The sequence below is a fragment of the Estrella lausannensis genome, assembly GCF_900000175.1.
In the GTDB taxonomy this organism is placed as follows: Bacteria; Chlamydiota; Chlamydiia; order Chlamydiales; family Criblamydiaceae; genus Estrella; species Estrella lausannensis.
The window spans coordinates 164972-181650 of sequence record NZ_CWGJ01000001.1; the positions used below are offsets into that span (position 1 = coordinate 164972).

General features: G+C 49.1%; 10 protein-coding genes. 6 read left to right on the forward strand and 4 right to left on the reverse strand.

Annotated features, from left to right (window positions below; translation table 11 throughout):
- Positions 1 to 6 precede the first annotated feature (6 nt).
- Complete coding sequence (locus ELAC_RS00675; RefSeq protein WP_098037348.1) at positions 7 to 1401, reverse strand: hypothetical protein; 1395 nt, start codon at positions 1399 to 1401, stop codon at positions 7 to 9.
- Between the two features lie 586 nt (positions 1402 to 1987).
- Positions 1988 to 3235, reverse strand: a complete 1248-nt coding sequence (locus ELAC_RS00680; protein ID WP_098037349.1) for a C45 family autoproteolytic acyltransferase/hydrolase — start codon at positions 3233 to 3235, stop codon at positions 1988 to 1990.
- 133 nt (positions 3236 to 3368) lie between these two features.
- Between ELAC_RS00680 and ELAC_RS00685 the strand changes: the two genes are divergently transcribed.
- Positions 3369 to 7730: a hypothetical protein gene (locus tag ELAC_RS00685; protein WP_098037350.1), complete on the forward strand. Its 4362-nt coding sequence runs from the start codon at positions 3369 to 3371 to the stop codon at positions 7728 to 7730.
- 6 nt (positions 7731 to 7736) lie between these two features.
- Here ELAC_RS00685 and ELAC_RS00690 read toward each other — a convergent pair whose 3' ends face one another.
- Together ELAC_RS00690 and ELAC_RS00695 are read right to left on the reverse strand one after the other, a co-directional pair.
- On the reverse strand, positions 7737 to 10706 hold the full coding sequence (locus tag ELAC_RS00690; protein WP_098037351.1) for a hypothetical protein: 2970 nt from the start codon (positions 10704 to 10706) through the stop codon (positions 7737 to 7739).
- A gap of 320 nt (positions 10707 to 11026) precedes the next feature.
- Complete coding sequence (locus ELAC_RS00695) at positions 11027 to 11548, reverse strand: hypothetical protein (protein WP_239414280.1); 522 nt, start codon at positions 11546 to 11548, stop codon at positions 11027 to 11029.
- A gap of 187 nt (positions 11549 to 11735) precedes the next feature.
- On the opposite strand from ELAC_RS00695, the gene thrS reads away from it, so the two are divergent.
- From thrS to tatC, 5 genes are all read left to right on the forward strand, one after another.
- The gene (gene thrS, locus ELAC_RS00700; RefSeq protein WP_098037352.1) at positions 11736 to 13673 is read left to right on the forward strand and encodes a threonine--tRNA ligase; all 1938 of its coding nucleotides are present in this window, start codon (positions 11736 to 11738) and stop codon (positions 13671 to 13673) included.
- Between the two features lie 7 nt (positions 13674 to 13680).
- The gene (locus ELAC_RS00705) at positions 13681 to 14448 is read left to right on the forward strand and encodes a ParA family protein (RefSeq protein ID WP_098037353.1); all 768 of its coding nucleotides are present in this window, start codon (positions 13681 to 13683) and stop codon (positions 14446 to 14448) included.
- A 10-nt stretch (positions 14449 to 14458) separates the two neighbouring features.
- A complete protein-coding gene (locus tag ELAC_RS00710) occupies positions 14459 to 15193 on the forward strand; it encodes a CT583 family protein (protein ID WP_098037354.1) in 735 nt (244 codons plus the stop codon).
- A 346-nt stretch (positions 15194 to 15539) separates the two neighbouring features.
- Positions 15540 to 15743: a Sec-independent protein translocase subunit TatA/TatB gene (locus tag ELAC_RS00715; protein WP_098037355.1), complete on the forward strand. Its 204-nt coding sequence runs from the start codon at positions 15540 to 15542 to the stop codon at positions 15741 to 15743.
- 17 nt (positions 15744 to 15760) lie between these two features.
- Positions 15761 to 16672, forward strand: a complete 912-nt coding sequence (gene tatC / locus ELAC_RS00720) for a twin-arginine translocase subunit TatC (RefSeq protein ID WP_098037356.1) — start codon at positions 15761 to 15763, stop codon at positions 16670 to 16672.
- Positions 16673 to 16679: the final 7 nt, after the last annotated feature.

Sequence of the window (16679 nt, forward strand, 5' to 3'; positions counted from 1 at the left end):
CCTGCATTAGAAAGCGTAGATAGCTTCCATTTTGAACTGGCTGTAGTAGTGTTTTCCAAAGTGGGAGAACACGGGATTGATCTGGTGCGACCACTCATAGCGGGCGTTGAGGGTGATCTCATCCGTGAACGCATACATGCCGTCGAATCTCCAGCCTTTGAAGTTGGTGTTTCCTGTGCCGTCAGTGATTAGCAAGTCGTCGTAAACGTTGCCGTTGCCGATTCCGGACATGTCAAGGTCAGGCACAACAAATGCTTCTACGTACTGATACATCATCTGGAATGCCCAGTCGCCGGCTTTTTTAACATCGCCGACGCGCATGGCTGCGTACCAGCCCATGTTAGCATCGTTCAGGTAAGCATGGGAGCCACTCTCTTCGTTTTCAAATTTGAAATGAGGAGCTTCTGTGTTGATCAAGAACGCGGCAAAGAAACGAACCGGTTTGCAAAGATATCCGCCAGTCAGGCAAGCAACTTGGTCCTTTTTCATGGAGTAGCCTGTCGTCCACTGGGAAACAACAAACTGTGTTCCGAGCGGATTTCTCACGTCGCAGTCTGAACAGCCAGAAACTTCATCGGTGCAGCGGTTGTGACCTTGCTTTCTCCAGTCGATGATGCTGTATTTGAAGTCAAGACCCTGATCGTAGACGTTCAAGACACCGAATTCTGCAACCCAGGCAAAGTGGTTAACTTTGTAGTCGACCACAAAACCGGCGAGGTGTGCATAGTAGTCAAACATTCCATCCAGCGAGCTGTTATAGCTTAAGAGGATACCGTCGAAGCGGCTCAAGAACTGCACTTTGGAGTCGAAGACGTGATAGAGATTTCTTCTGCCGATCTCAATGTCGAACTCGGTGTCATCGCAAGAGTAGAGATTGTAGCCGAACCAGGCCTGCTTCAAGCAAAAATCGCCGCATGTGCCGCTGCCGTGCATTTCTTCGCAGTAGCAAGCTTTATCACCGTGGTGGTTGTTGTCGGAGCAGTTTACCTCATCGTCAAAGCCTGCCTTGTTGTCATACTGAAGCTCAAGAGTAGCCCATGATTTTTTGATATCGTAGTCAAGGCGCAGGTGCGCTTCGGCGTCAAAACGGTTCATGCCACGGCGAATCCCTTTGGAATCTACCGCATCGCCGCCCCAGAGGTTAATTCCGTGGTAGACTTCTTTTTTGCGTCTCCAGTCGACACGGACATCTCCGCTGAGCAAAAGAGCGCTTTTCGATTCATCTCTCTCTTCATCCCTTCTTGATCTCAGGTAGGAGCGCAAGGCGTCCCAGTCCCTCTCTTCTAAGTCTTCCTGATATTGGTCCAGACGTCCTCTGTCTTCGGAATCGGCTGCGTAACCGCTTCCGCATAATACTGCGAAAGTGGCAGCAAACAAAATCATTAGTCGATTGAATTTCATGTCATGCTCCATCAATATGACGAGTTATTAAACTGACCTGTTCAAATGGAAGGTGTGGAAAGGAAGATTGACGTCTGATCAAATCGTCTTCAGCTTATCTGGCAGGATAGTCTCAAGCGTGTTTCGAAAAGTACTGAGCAATAATCTTTTAGACCGCACCCACAGTTTGGAATAGGATACTAAGAGAGAAGATCGGAGGGAAAATCAGAAAATTCCGGTCAGCCTCTTTTTTCGGAAGAATTTTTACCCCTCAAAGGGATAAATGTCAACTGAATAGAAAATGCGAAATTCCTGATGAAGCGCAGCAGGAAGTGTAAAAAATCGTATTCTCATTTTTTAACCCCTGCGGCTTCCTTATAAATTTACATGGCTTAGCGACACTTAGAAAGAGTTCAAAAACTCAAATCAGTCCACTTGCGGCGGAAAATTCCTGCGGTTGTGGGCGCTCTGTTTGATGACGACCCATGCATGAAACAGAGCAAGAAGCGGCAACCGCGCCCTGCCTCCTCATTTATACCGAAAGTGTTTCAAAATTAGGCTTGTGGAAAGAGAATACCTCTAGGCTATCAACCCGAAACCAGGTATCTCAAAAGAGATTTTTTGCTTCAAATACCACCTTCTTTTTATCGCGGAAAGCGGCCCATTCCCTGTCAAAGGAAACTTCTAAAACACCATCCTTAGGGCTCATGGTGATTCTCTGAATGGTATCTCCCTCGCATGCCATGTGTAAACCATTGCGCATGGCGGTGAAAACGGGCTGTCCTTCCGCCATTTCACTTTCAAATGTCCGCTTTAAAAAGTTTATGCGCTCGATCGAGGTCGTATCGGCGATGGTCGATTCAAGTACCAAGTCGGGATTTTGCCAATCGACGAAATGGTTTGTGGCAAAGAGTCGATTTTCCACGGGAAAAATTTCCTGCACCGGATTCGGATGCTGAGGATCCAACTGCCAGAGAGCGATCTCTTTTTTATCTGCTGCCATCAGATTGATGGACGATGCGATAGGGGTTTGGAGAAGGTAATTTCTTGCCTGTTCGATGGAAAGTGCGTTTTCCAAAAGGTCTCTCACCGCCAAATTATAGGGCAGCCCCGAAGCGATCGAAGCTCCCGACTCGCAGATGGCGACCGACAGATTCTCACTCATCCCTGTCAAGCTGCCCACCATGCCCGGAAAATCCACCGTAACATAAGAAGTCCCTGAGGGAGAGAGGCGACGGCTTAAAAAGGAATAGTCCCCGATGTGGCATCCGTTGATGTCCGGCCAGTCGAGATTGCGGCCAAGGTAGGCGCTCTCGCCTGTTTTATAGCCAACAGCGCTGCAGCCAAATGCCTGAGACTGCCCGGCCATGCCCATTTTTTTATAGGTATCCAAAAAGATATGGCCATTGATCATGTCGTCCATCGTCAGCGTCGTGCCCCGGTGGCCATAATAGTCGTTGACGGCCTGGACTATCCCCTCCATTTCCCTTTTTCGCCCCTCCGGTATGACAATCTCTTTCTGTCTTGCAAGCAGCCTGTTTTTCGAGGCATCTTTGCAGAGATTCAGGCTGAAGATCAGATAGGGTTTTACATAGTCATCCCAAAGCTCGCATGAGGGTTTGTACTCCCTTCCTTGTGTGCAGCAGGCAGGGGCTGCATTTAAAGCCTGCAGGAGGGGTTTGATATATTCCCTGAAAAGCTCCAGGATTTCTCCTCCCAGCAACATGCCTTGCGCATATCCCTGTTTGTAGGGGTCGCTCGTGTAGTACTGAACCACGGGGATTCCCTCTTCCTGAAAAACCCTGCCATAGGGAAGCTCCAAATTCATAAAACGCGACTCTTGGACACTATGCATCTCACAACCTCAAATGGTTATTTATTAAGAAATAATTAAAAAAATATAAATAAAATTCAACTAAAATTAATTTTATCTTTTAACAATCAAGTTTATAATGGAGATAGGTAATTTTTAACACGTAGGTGTTATTATGCGTACCGAACACAGCCCCATCTTCTCTAACTTCCAGCGCCAAGTCTTCGAGAGCACAGTAAAAAATCCCCCCTCCACTAAAATTGGACAATTTTTCAGCAGGGTAAAGTTGTTCTTTGGGGCGATTTCCGCCGCTTTCTCTCTGAAAAATGCTTCCCTGCCTTCCCATATCCGAATGCAAGAAAAAACGCAGCGCGCCGAAGATATTCAATCCCTGTTCAAGGCGGCGATGCATCCCGAAACCTGCATTACATCAAAAGAGCTATCCTGTCTTAAAGCGGAAACCAAAGCAGAAGAGTGGTTTAACGCCCAACTGTCAGCCACCGATTACAAGACATTCAAAGGGCTTTCCGTCTTCCTCAAAGATAATCGTGGCAGCCGCGGTGTTGTGGATCGAATCGCCCAAGAGATAGAAACCGAAGGGGGTTTTCCCCTCTCGAAAGATGAAATCAAGGCCATTGTCTACAGGGGAGCGGAGAAAGTGGCGAGAGAAGTCTATCTCATGGACGATGAAACCTTGAATGCGATGAGAGGAACCCGGGAAACCAAAAAGATGAACGAGCTGGAGGAGATGCATCAAAGCTTCGTCACCAGAACAATTCCCTCATTTAGCTGTCCCGCCAACCTACTCGAGCAATCAGAGCTTCAGCAGATGCAAAAGTTAATCCCCAAACATATCGCAGCCTTGGAAAAGACCAAGAAAAATCCAGAGGGTTTGGCGGAGAAAAAAAGGGAGCTGGAGGTGATCAACGCCATCTTATCCGATTGGGATAATCGCAGAGATGTCGAGGGACAAGTCACAGTTGCATCGAAGAAACAGCACGTCGCAAACATCAGCGAAGCTAAAGTCGAAGCGCTTGAATTTGCGCGCGATGAGCTGCAAGTGAGTTTAAAGAACGAAAAATCACCTGCAAAAAAAAAGGAGATCGCGGCAAATCTGCGGGAGATCAAGGGAATTTTAGAAGCCAAAAAGAGTTATGCCGGTGTTATGAAGGCCTATCAAAAGAACATGCACCATGCCCTCACTAAAGTCAGCCCTCAGTATGTGGACTTAAAAGCTCTCTCCGCCATCCCGCCCAATTCCGATAACAAGGAGATCATTGTAAGGGCATGGAGCCGTGTCCTCGAAAGAAATCTCGCAATCTCGCAAAAGTCAACCAATCCCCAAGTGCAAATCGTCTCTGAGAATAAATACCTAGAAGCTCAGCAGCGCCTGCAGATCCTCGCCCAAAAAAAACCGGGTGGTGAGCTGTTTCAAGCGATTTTAGAAAAGCATGGCATTGCTCCGGTCGGAGTGGACGGCACGGAAGGGAAGCCTCCGGTATCTTCCACACAAAACTATCTTAAACTCGTCGACCAACAACGGGCGGAAGCATTGACAAAGAGGGGTGCGGCCGCCCAACTCTCTCCCCAGGATGTCAAAAACCTACGTTTGCTCTCGAAAATGCTGAGATGGGGCCGGCTTGAGAATCACGATAAGATGAATCAGGTCAGCGACAAGGAAAAGAAAGATCTCGAAAAATTCCTTTTTTCAGCGCTAAACAACAAAAACATGAATGAGAAGATCTTAGCCGTCAGCAAAAATAGCATTCCTCTGGGAATCGATGAGGAGGCGGTCGAATTCATCAAGAGTTTCACGTACAAAAGCAAATACCACACGCAATTCGTCCGAATCACCAAGAAAGCGGAAAATGTGGCGGATCACTTAGATCGCTTAAGCGAGCTGCCGGACAACAAAAAATTGTCCCTGCGCGATTATGGGGTTTTAAAACAGGCGGCCGATCTCGCAGGTAGCTTTGAAGGGCTGGAGAAAGCGGGGCTTCTTAGAGAGGGCAGTTATCTGAAGCTGCTCGGCGACTACACCACAAAAGCCAAGGACACCATCGAGGAGATTAATGAGCAGACACAGCTTCAGATGAATGATCTTGGGACCTACAAAAGCGGCGACATCGCTGCCTGGCACTCCTATAAATGGCAGCAGTTTTTAGTCAAAAAACCCACCCATGAAGTGGAATTGATGCGCCAGTGGATTACCGACATCGGCCACGGTTCGTTCATCTACAGATCCAAACCTGATGAGGACGGAGTTTCCAAAACGATGCAGTCCCATATCTACGGAACGTATGAAAACGAAACTCTCGACTCTCAGCAGATTGCTTTCTCAGAAATCTGGCGGTTGGATTTAAGTAAACTGACCGACAACTCCTCTCCTGTCTATAAACTGCTTGAAAAGGTCTATGCCTCAAAAGGGCTCGACGCCAAGGAAGAGATCCAGAAGATGTATGAGGATGTCACCCGTGAAATCCATGAAGACCGCAAAGAGAATTTGCAGGATATGGAAAACGAGGAGGCACGGCGCTTTGCGGCTGGATGGGCTGACTACGGCTTCAGGGGCGGACACAAACGCAAAGCACCCCGGAGTGATAACTTTAGTAAAGTCCACGATCAATTTGTCAACGGCCCGAAAACCCCCGGAGAGAAGAAGTGGGTCATCTGCTCGGAGTTTGTCACTAAAGCGACAATCGCCTCTCTCATCGAGACGGACAAACAGCTGGTGCAAGTCATTCAAGACTATTTGAAAGAGAACGCCGATGATCCGATCGTCAAAAGCATGGCGGAAGAGATTCTTAACGCCAACGAAAAAGATGGTCTGCATCTGATCGATCTTCCCTACGATAAATCAGAGAGGCTAAAACGGGTTCATCCAGGAAGAATGGTTCAGCTTCTGCATGACAAAAACTGCATCACTAAGGTTGACCCTCCCCCCGTAATCAAGGGCATCTTTACCGATGAAACATTCAATTCAGGCCTCAAGACAAAAGACCTCACGATGCAGCAAAACACAGCCGAAAGATACATCAGGGGAGGTAACTTCAAGAAGGGGCTTGCCATGTTGGATAAAATGGCTAAAGCCGGGGCGCCCGAGTCCTACTATGCCTCAACCTTTGCCCAGTTTGGCCTCAAACCGGGCGATTGGTCGGCGATCGCCAAACAGAAGACCAATATCAAAGATCCCTTCTTCAACTCCAACATCCATTTTACACAGCTGGAGGTCGATGCGCTGAGAATTATCGGTAAAGTCGATACCGACTACAGCGGCAAGACGAAGCTGACCACGGAGGAGAAGCAAACCCTCATGCGCTTCTATGCCCATATCGCTCAGAACGAGCAATTCAACAAGAAAATCGGCGAATTCGCCCGGGTGCAGGGAAAACACGATCCCCAAATGAAAATGTTCAACTCCAACGCATTTCGGCATATGAGGGAATTCTCCTTCAAAACCCGGCAATTAGACAAACTGGAAGAGATCGCTCCCCGTTTCAATAAAGTGTGGGAAGCAGTCCAAAACAAGAAAGAGGATGATTTAAAAGACCACGAAAAAATCACCCTTCACGACTATAGAATGATTGACAGCTTTAGCAATATGGACTCGTTCTTAAGCTGGGCTGAGAGGCGCGGGCTGACGGAAAACAATTTTTTGGGCAGGATGAAATCGCAAGTCGACAGCCTCGATGAGGGAATGAAAGTCATCAATGCCCGGTTCAAAGAAGAGGTCACATACGATACCGGCGACATCATCTTGGATGTAATGGAAAAGGCCGAATTCTACGACTCGAAACCCTTTGATCCATTCAATAAGGTCGACTGGCTTCTGAAAGTCCAAAAAGGGCTTATCGGCCACAAGTTCCAGCATGCGGCGCTCGCCATTAAGAAAGAGGGCAACATCGAGATGGCGGAGATGGATGTCTCCTATCAAAAGCCTATAGTCGAGGTGGGTAGACTCTGCATCGCAAATGTCTACAGGCTCGATATGGGTAAGATGATGACGAAAAGAGGGCTTGCCCATATGAGGAACCGTGAGAAGAACATGGGAGGCACATCAATAGATGCTATCGACAAAAAGGTTGCCCTTCATGTCGAAGACAGGTTCAAAACGATTCTGGCGGAAGTGATGAACGATGAAGAACTCTTTAAAGAACTCTCCAACTCCGCCTTCAGACAGGTCACGACAGTTCTCAAGGCGACTACGAAATCCACCCCGAACGACCTCTCTCAACTCGGCTTTGAATCGCCTCAGGAGATTATTTGCACCGAGTTTGTCGCCCGCGTCTATGGACATGTGATCCACCGCGTGAATGAAGAGATGCAAGCTGAAATCAAGAAGAATCTGATGGAGAACAAGGGCTTAACGAAGCAGCACGCCGAGACGCTGTCCAAAAAGATCCAGGTTCTTGAAAACCCGGTTCAGAACGCCAACTTACCCGCCATCCACGGTGATCGTCTCTACAATCTCTTCGAACAGTATATCCATGAGGTGGAACCGCCTGACTTCATTAAAAAGATTCAGGTTTCTGTCTGACAGTCTCTAAACCCGGCGCCTCAGCTTATCGCTAGCCGGTGTCGCCCGGTACTCGATCGGATTGATGAAGACGCCCCAATCAGGCTCCCTTCTCGATCCGTTGAGCCACATATTCCAATAGCTCATCGGCTCCCCGGCAAGCCCCAGATCGTCCATCCTCCACAGCTCGGGCTTTCCTGTCCCGGGATTGACGATAAAGGCAAACATGTCGCGCGACCAGTTGGTATCGGCGAAGAGAATGGGCGCCGGAAACGCGTACCCTTCCCTTTCCATCGCCTCGCGCACATACTTTTGGACGTTATGTTCAAACGAAGTTTTGCCCGTCGCCAAAATGATTAATCCACAAACGACTTCAAAAAGCCTCTTGGCCCCAACCGCAGCCTCTCTTGCGACACTGGAGGAGTGGGTATCAAAAAGGCTCAGAATTTTTTGTTTTTCAATTTCCTGAAGGAAGGGCAAAGCGGCCAGGACATGGCCCACTCTCTCTTTCAATTTATAGACGGGGAAGAGAGGAAGCTCTTCATAGAGGACGGAATCCATTTTCCCTGCGCTGACAACTTCCCTGTCTCCGATCATCAGGCCACGGTCTTTTTCCATGGTGAACAGGATATGACGACGGAAGTCACGGACGCTCATCGAACCTTTGATGTCGCCAAACCGCATTAGGAAAAGATGGCGGTGATGCGCGCTTAAATTTTCAGCAAACCGTCTGGCTAAAAAGGCCATCGCATCCTGATTTAAGAGGATATTGTCGACAAAACGCTCTTGGCCGGTCAAAATCTGATCCCGTATCCAGGTAAAGGTAAATTCGTTCGAATCCCAGGCTTTCCTGAAGTTGGCAAGGCCGGGCTTTAGCAAAAACGCGTGCGTCGGAGAAAACATCAAAAACGATTTGGAAGGGTCATTGATATACTCTTCCATCAACTTGTAGGGTATTTTCTTTAAGTTATCCGCTAAAAAGACCAACAGCTCCATCGGGTTTTCCACCCAGCGCCGTACCGTTGTCGGCTTTTCATCCCTTGAGAAATAGACCGATGTCATGGTGATAAAATTGCCACCCGATGTATAGACCCACGGTTTTTTCTCGACGAGATCCAGATGCTCCAACGGCTTTTCCGGGCACCTGACGCCATGTGCCCTTGCCATACGGAAAAAGGCCGTCTCGATAAAATGCTCTCCGCGGATGTGCTGCACGATGGAGGAGGTGATCTCGGAAAGATCCTGTTCCGCCCCTTTAAAGTCGGGCTCGCTGACAAGCTCGCGTTCGGCTGCGATAAAAAAGGCAGCAAGACACTCGACAAACTCCGTGTGGTTATGGATCTGCGTCCATAGAGAGGAGTTGGATCTGCCATGTTTAAAAAGAAGCCTGAAGCCAGCGGGAGTGTCATCATAGATCGAAGCGGCGATTCCCCCGATTTCAGGGTCGTACACCTCTTGAAAGTAATTAGGGAAGATGTCGATGTAGGAACTGATGAGCAGGTCAAACATTCCAGCGCAGCGCCTTGCTCTGCCATGGGTGCGGTCCCTGAGTTCTACGATGGTATTCATTTCGTTGGATCGGGCCTGGTACTCCATCCGGATCCATTTGGCTTCATCCTCGCTGGAAGCGTGGCGTATTCTGCTCTCCAGCATTTTGATGCCGGCATAGATGCCCTCATACTCTATCTGGTAGTTTTCCACCTCGCGGTTTAACACCTCCAGCTTCCTTTGCAGATAATGGGACAGGCACTCTCCTATCCCCCCGTCTTCATTTGACTGAAACCCTAAGCTGGAGTAGAGGTTCCATTTGGAAAATTCGGCCTTTGTTTCGGCAAAGGAAGCAAGAGTGTATTCCCAGATTCTTAAAAGAGCGTTTTCGGCAAGCGTCTTGAAGCCCCACTTAGCACCCTCGAAGGCTGCGAGGAAAGAGCTACAAAGCTCCCCCTTGCCCTTACCCTTGCCGCTTGCGGAAACCTGAATCATCAATCCGCCATGCACCATGGCTTTGGGGCGGTTTTGATACTCTTTCACATCCTCTTCGGTGATGTTGAAATGGATCAGTAGCATTTTCCGGAGCAATATTTCCGCCGTTGTGGAAATGCCAAAGCCGCCTTTGGCATCTACTTCGATCGCCTTCTTCACAAGATTTGTCAAAAATGCACGGGTGTCTTTGACTTCAGGCGTTAAGATCTGGCTGCCCTCGATTGCAGAAAGAATGGAGGGAGAGGCAGCAATTTCCCGAGCGGCCTCGTCAATGTCTTTATAGACCACCAACGGCTTGTTCAAACCGCCTTTACCTGAGCTGAAGCACAGCGGGACGGTGTATTCCTTCCCGCCAAAAGTTCTTTTAAGCTTGCCGGTGGCAAACAGCTCGCTTAGATCGTTAAAAAACTGCTGAGGCTGTTCTTCATGGACAATGAGCGCCGGCGCGGTGGCAAAGCAGGAACCGACAGCTTGGCGCAGGTATGTAAACCAGCTTGACAAAGCCGCTCTTCTGGCATGTGCATCAGTCACTTGCGTATTCAAGGGGATTCCGAGAGTCCTTTTGATGATCTCGTCGGCAATTTTGTGCATGCTGGGTTTGGTGATGTGCATCACCGCATTTCTGATCTCTTTGCTCTCATCAAGTTTGATTAAGCACTTCAGGATATGCTCATTCCTCTTGTGGTCAAAATGCCTGCCTTCTCCGAGGAAATAACAATGCCTTTTCAACAGTTCAATGAATTTTTTAATCAAATCGGTGTTGAGAGCGCCCTTTTCATCGACTAAGAGATTGGCGATCCTTTTGGCTTTGAGTACATTTCGGATGGCAAAGCTATCTTGAAGATCGGTTGCATCGGCCTGAGAGGAAAGATCATCCCACTCTTCCTCGGCAATACGGCTGATATTGTCCGGATCCAAGCGCTTTTTATTGCGCCTCTCTCTGGCGGCAAAGGAAAAAACGGCCTTTAAAAATTCCGGGCTGTCAATAGGTGTATCAAACGATGACTGTTGCATTGCCCCTCTTCTTGAGCGAGGATTTAGAAGTTGTCTTAAAACTGAAATTGTATGATTTGCTGCTGATAGAGTTTGGAGACAGCCCCTCATGCCAAATTTCGAGATACTTTCGGTAGAGTCTTGAGTTGATGGCGGTATAACTTTGAAGAATACTAGATGCTTGCTATCCGGGCAAGGGGCTTGGAGAGTGTTAACAAAATACAATCCGGCTGCCGGCTTTCATCCACTCACTTTAGAGAAATGTATACCGAAAGTGTCTCGGTATTTTCGGCATTTCAGACACTTGGAGCGGCGCTTGGTTGGCCCCGCTTCTTATCTTCCTAGCGAATGTTCTGTTTGGCGATGGTAATGTGGTAGGCGTGTCCGTGCAGCAAAGGTCTGAGGCCGTAACGGATGCGAAGATTTTCAAGTTCTTTGGATTCGACTTGCAAAACGATATACCGCGCCTGCCTGTTTTCCACGATAGCCACATTTTTGACCGTGAAATGGAAGACTTTTCCAATTTCATCGGGATCAACATGTTCATCTTTATAAAACACGCTGATGTGCGCGCCGGGCGCTTGCCTTGATCTGAAGTAGGGAGCTTTGACAAACCCCGACCCCTCGACTCCAAGCAGGGGAAAGAGATCGTGGATATAGCGGTCATCCACTTTGACATACACATACCCATCCGATTTTCGGATAAGCACCCCCTCTTGAGGGAGGGTCTCTCGGGCAAGCTGCGCTATTTCCTCGAAAGAAAGTGACTTTTCTATCAGCGCCGGGCCCGGTGCGGACAAGACAGGGGAGGGGGAGAGGAGAAGGACCAGAGCCAAAAGGACGCAGCGGAAAAACACCTTCATATTCAACCCATTTTATTTAAATATCTTATGTTATTATACCGCACTCTATTCAAAAAACCAATCCCTTTCTCGTCGAAGATCCTCCCCTTTTTTGGTTTAAGATCATCCTCTTAAAAATTCTCCTTCGGAAATCCATTTTTCTTTAGAATGGCTTTGTTTTTTGAAACTGTAACGAGGAAGTTACGAGATGATGATCAAACTGAAGGATAGATCTCCCGTCGACCTGCCGGAAGGGTCGACAGCGAAGGAGCTGGCTGATTTACTGAACCTGAAAGGACCTGAACAAGCTCTTGCCTGTGTGCTGAACGGCACCGTCACGGATCTGTCCACCCCTCTTAAGGAAGGCGATGACATCCATTTCCTAAGTTTCGATGAAGCCAAGGGTAAAGAAGTGTTTTGGCACACTTCGGCGCACGTGCTCGCCCAGGCAATCCTTAGAATCTGGCCCGATGCCAAGCCGACTATCGGCCCTCCTATAGAAAACGGCTTTTACTACGATTTTGCCGACCTGACCATCTCTGATGAAGACTTCGTCAAAATTGAGAAGGAGATGGAGGCGATCGTCAAGGAAAACTACATTTCCAAAAAAGAGACCTTCAAAGACAAAAAAGCGGCGAAGGAAGCGTTTGCAAACAACCCCTACAAGATGGAGCTGATCGACAGTTTTGAGGAAGGCAGCCCCTTAACAGGATACCGTCAGGGTGAATTTTTCGACCTCTGCCGTGGACCGCACCTCTTCAACCTGGGAAAAATCAAAGCCATCAAGCTGCTCAAGACTTCGGGCGCTTACTGGAGGGGAGACTCGGAAAAAGAGATGCTGACACGCGTCTACGCCATTTCTTTCCCCGACAGAAAGATGCTGAAGAGCTATCTTGAGATGCTGGAGGAGGCCAAGAAACGCGATCACAAGATTTTAGGCCCTAAACTGGACCTCTTCTCGCTTAAGGAAGAAGCTCCCGGGATGCCTTTTATCCACCCCAAAGGGATGATCATCTGGAAAGAGTTGCAAAACTTCATCGGTGAACTTTTGGCTGAAAGAGGTTACATCGAAATCAAAACCCCGACGATGATGTCGAAAGAGCTTTGGGAACGCTCGGGGCACTGGAAGAACTATCGCGAGAATATGTTCACCTCCGAGATCGAGAAAAGGGAATTTGCCATCAAGCCCATGAACTGTCCGGGCGGCATGCTCTTTTACAGAAGCAAAATGCACAGCTTCCGCGATCTTCCCTTAAGGGTTGCCGAAATCGGCAACGTGCACCGCTATGAACCCTCGGGATCGCTCTCGGGTCTTTTCCGCTGCCGCTCTTTCCACCAAGACGATGCGCACATCTTCATGAAGCCGGAAGATATTCAGGGCGAGATCCAGGGGATTCTTAAGCTGGCCGATCTCATCTATTCCTCATTTGGACTTGAGTATCGCCTTGAGCTCTCGACACGCCCTGAAAAAGGCACGATCGGAACGGATGAAGAGTGGGAGACGGCGACTCAAGGTTTGAAAGGTGCGTTAGACGCCTCCGGGAGAAGCTATCGCATCAACGAAGGCGATGGTGCTTTCTACGGACCGAAGATTGACTTCCATATCCGCGATGCTCTGGGAAGAACATGGCAGTGTGGAACGGTGCAGCTGGACATGGCTTTACCCGAACGCTTCGAGCTGGAATACGTCGCAGGAGACGGCATGAGAAAACGACCGGTGATGCTCCACAGAGCCCTCTTTGGATCCATTGAGCGTTTCTTCGGTATCCTGATCGAACATTTCGCCGGCAAGTTTCCTCTCTGGATCTCTCCGAGACAGATCCGCATCCTGACCGTCGCCGACAGACACAACGACTACGCGCATCAACTGAGAGAAATCCTCTTTAAAGAGCGTTTCCAGGTTGAAGTGGACGACTCTCCGGAATCGGTCGGCAAGAAAGTGCGCTCGGCGCAGCTCGACCAGGTCAACTACATCCTGACAGTTGGAGACAAGGAAGTGGAGAACAGAACGGTCGCGCTGAGGACTCGGGATAACGTCGTCCATGGCGAACTCGAACTGCAATCCTTCGTCAACACCCTGATCCAGGAGAAGAGATCGAGAGCGCTTATCTCTCCTTATTCTGCTGAAGAAAAAGCAGCCAACTAGGAGCGATATGAAGAGAAGTAAGATCATTTCCGTTTGCAGCTTCAAAGGCGGAACGGCGAAAACATCGACGGCGCTCCACTTTGGGGCGTCGCTTGCCAAGCACCACAAAAAAAAAGTGCTTTTAGTCGACTTTGACGCCCAGGCCAACCTGACTTCGGGCCTCGGCTTCGATCCTGATGAGCACGACAGCATGGCTGAAGTGCTGAAGCGGAAGAAGGGCCTCCCCGAGGTCATCAAAAAGACCGCTGTGAAGAACTTAGACATCGTTCCGGCAGACACTTGGCTCGAAAGGGTTGAAGTCACAGAACCTCTTGCCTGCGACCGCTACTCGCACGAAATTCTAAGGGATATCTTAAAAGATGCCGATTACGACTTCGTCATCATCGATACTCCTCCCTCTCTTTGCTGGTTGACAGAGTCTGCCTTGATCGCCTCTCAACACACTTTGATCTGCGCAACACCTGAGTTCTACAGCATCAAAGGGCTCGAGCGCCTTTCCCAGTTCATCAAGAGCTTAGGAGAGCGCCACCCTCTGAACGTGCTGGGGGTTCTACTCTCTTTTTGGAATATCAGGGGCAAAAACAATAAGGCTTTTTTAGATGTTATTGAAGCCACATTCCCGAACAAGACTTTGAAGCCCAAGATCCGACGCGATATCGCCGTATCCGAGGCTGCCATCTTGGGCAAACCGCTCTTTGAAACCGATCCTGATTGCCGTGCCGCTGAAGATTTCAGGGACGTCACCAAAGCTCTTCTTTCAAACCTCAAAGAATAGGGGATCAATCATGAAGCGCATGGAAGAGATCCTGGCGAGCCGCCTCAAGAAAAAAGAGACGCAAAGCAAAATGGAAGAGATGGTGAGGAAATCCTCTCAAGGGGAGCTCACAAGCTTTTCCGGCATTTTCCACACAGTCGAGTTGACCGAAGGGGAAAAGCTGAAGCTTGAGGAGATCTTAAGTGTTCACGCTGGGGACGGTGAGAATATCTCCGAGGATTTGAAGAGGCTGAGCTCCATCACGTCCGAAGTGAAAGCGATCACAACGCAAGCGATACTGCTCCATGGCGAGCGCATCAAAAAGGCGCAAGATCTTTTAAAGAGATACAAAGAAGGCGCCTTCACCGCCTGGCTGATCGCGACTTATGGCAACCGCCAGACCCCCTATAACTTTTTGCAGTATTATGAGTTTGTCGAACGAATTCCTCCCCAGCTGAAGATGCAGGTCGACAAAATGCCGAAACAAGCCGTCTACACTCTAGCAAGCCGCAACGGCCCTCAGGAGATGAAAGAAAAGCTCGTGCTCGAGTGGAAAGGGGAGTCCAAGGAAAACCTGCTCCGCGCCATCCGCGAGATGTTCCCGCTTTCAGAGACCGACAAAAGAGCTGCCTCTCCGGCTGATGGGGTCATCTCTTCCCTGCAAAAAACACTGCAGCAGCTAAAACGAGGCGTCCGTCTCAAAGAGAAAGAAAAGAATGTCATCTTAGCCCTTGTCGAATCGATTCGGGAAGTTGTAGAAGACTAAAGAATAGAGAGGAGGGCCCTCTAGGGAAGAGAATATGGATTCTTGCGCCCCTCCTCTTTTCACCTGGTTCACCTCCCCCTCGACACAATCTCATCTTTGAAATGAAAAGCGAAGGCTCCGGCAGCTGCAAAAATCCGTTTCTCAGAAAGCCCTAACCGGAAGTGCTGATCGTCTCTCCAGAGAGGCATGAGAGTGGACTCTTGAACCCACCCAGGCGTCTTAGCCACTTCATCACTTAAGCTGATTTACCGATCGATGACACGCCCCGGGCGTCTTTCAGATTTTCCGTGGTGAATAATTCCAAGACCGATCATGATGGCAAAAAAAATCAGACAGGATCTTTCATATGCTCGGCACAGGCGAATTGATCGTTATTCTTTGCATCGTTCTTCTTCTGTTCGGCGGAAAAAAACTTCCTGAGGTCGCCAAAAGCCTCGGACAGGGAATACGCGAATTTAAAAAAGCGGCGGCGGGGGAAGACTCCTCCTCAGGCTCTTGCGGGGGAGACTGCAGCTCCTGCCCTAATAAGGAACCTCCAACAAAAGAGTAAGGGCTTAAAGTCCACCGATGGCAGACGAACCCCTCAGCGCATCCACTCTGGACTCGGTAGCAGTCCATGTCCGCGATCTAAGAAAAACAGTCATTGCAACCTTGGTTGCCCTCTTGGTCGGTTTTATCCTGGCGATGCCGCTTGCTTCCCCTTTCATTCAGCTACTGAAAAAACCTGCCGAGGGTAGTCTCGCCTTTGAAAAGACAACGAGGCAAAGGGCTATAAACCGCGGTGCTTCGGCAATCTACCTTCCCCTCCCCTCCGGTAGCATCCCCCTCAGTTTCTCTCAAGGAGTTCAAGAGACGAACGAGGGTTATTTCATTCCTCCGGGGGGCGAGCTCCTTTTTGAAAAGCAGGAGTCGTTGCCGAGCTTCATCCTCCTCGGACCCATCCAAGGCTTTAGTGTCTTGATGAAGTGCGCCCTTTTTCTGGGGGCCTGCCTGAGCTCCCCGTTTTGGCTGATGTCACTGTGGAACTTTATCTCACCAGGCCTTATGGAGCATGAAAAGCGGGTCATCATCCCCTTTTTCACCCTCTCCCTCCTCTTTTTTGCCCTCGGCGCTCTCTTTGGATACTTTTGCATTATCCCTCCGGCGCTCTCCTACCTAGACACGGTCGGCGGAGAGATCGGATCCAATCTCTGGACCCTGCCCCTCTACCTCGAATTTTGCCTCTTTATCCTCTTCGGCAGCGGCATCGCTTTCGAGATGTTTTTCCTCTTGGCGCTGCTGATCCATTTCGAAGTTCTCTCCTATGAGACCCTCGCTTCCTCCCGCAGGGCGGTTATTGTCGCCTGTTTTATCCTGGGGGCTCTCTTGACTCCCCCGGATGTGTTCACCCAGTTTATGCTGGCCCTTCCCCTATGGCTCCTCTTTGAAATCTGCGTGTTTTACGCCTTTTTAAAACAAAAGAACCAGAAAATAATATAAATTATTG

Coding starts and splice junctions, on each gene's coding strand:
- ELAC_RS00695 (WP_239414280.1), bottom strand. CDS start 11,548: ATGAAGGTGTTTTTCCGCTGCGTCCTTTTGGCTCTGGTCCTTCTCCTC.
- tatC (WP_098037356.1), top strand. CDS start 15,761: ATGGCAGACGAACCCCTCAGCGCATCCACTCTGGACTCGGTAGCAGTC.
- ELAC_RS00690 (WP_098037351.1), bottom strand. CDS start 10,706: ATGCAACAGTCATCGTTTGATACACCTATTGACAGCCCGGAATTTTTA.
- thrS (WP_098037352.1), top strand. CDS start 11,736: ATGATGATCAAACTGAAGGATAGATCTCCCGTCGACCTGCCGGAAGGG.
- ELAC_RS00680 (WP_098037349.1), bottom strand. CDS start 3,235: ATGCATAGTGTCCAAGAGTCGCGTTTTATGAATTTGGAGCTTCCCTAT.
- ELAC_RS00705 (WP_098037353.1), top strand. CDS start 13,681: ATGAAGAGAAGTAAGATCATTTCCGTTTGCAGCTTCAAAGGCGGAACG.
- ELAC_RS00675 (WP_098037348.1), bottom strand. CDS start 1,401: ATGAAATTCAATCGACTAATGATTTTGTTTGCTGCCACTTTCGCAGTA.
- ELAC_RS00685 (WP_098037350.1), top strand. CDS start 3,369: ATGCGTACCGAACACAGCCCCATCTTCTCTAACTTCCAGCGCCAAGTC.
- ELAC_RS00710 (WP_098037354.1), top strand. CDS start 14,459: ATGAAGCGCATGGAAGAGATCCTGGCGAGCCGCCTCAAGAAAAAAGAG.
- ELAC_RS00715 (WP_098037355.1), top strand. CDS start 15,540: ATGCTCGGCACAGGCGAATTGATCGTTATTCTTTGCATCGTTCTTCTT.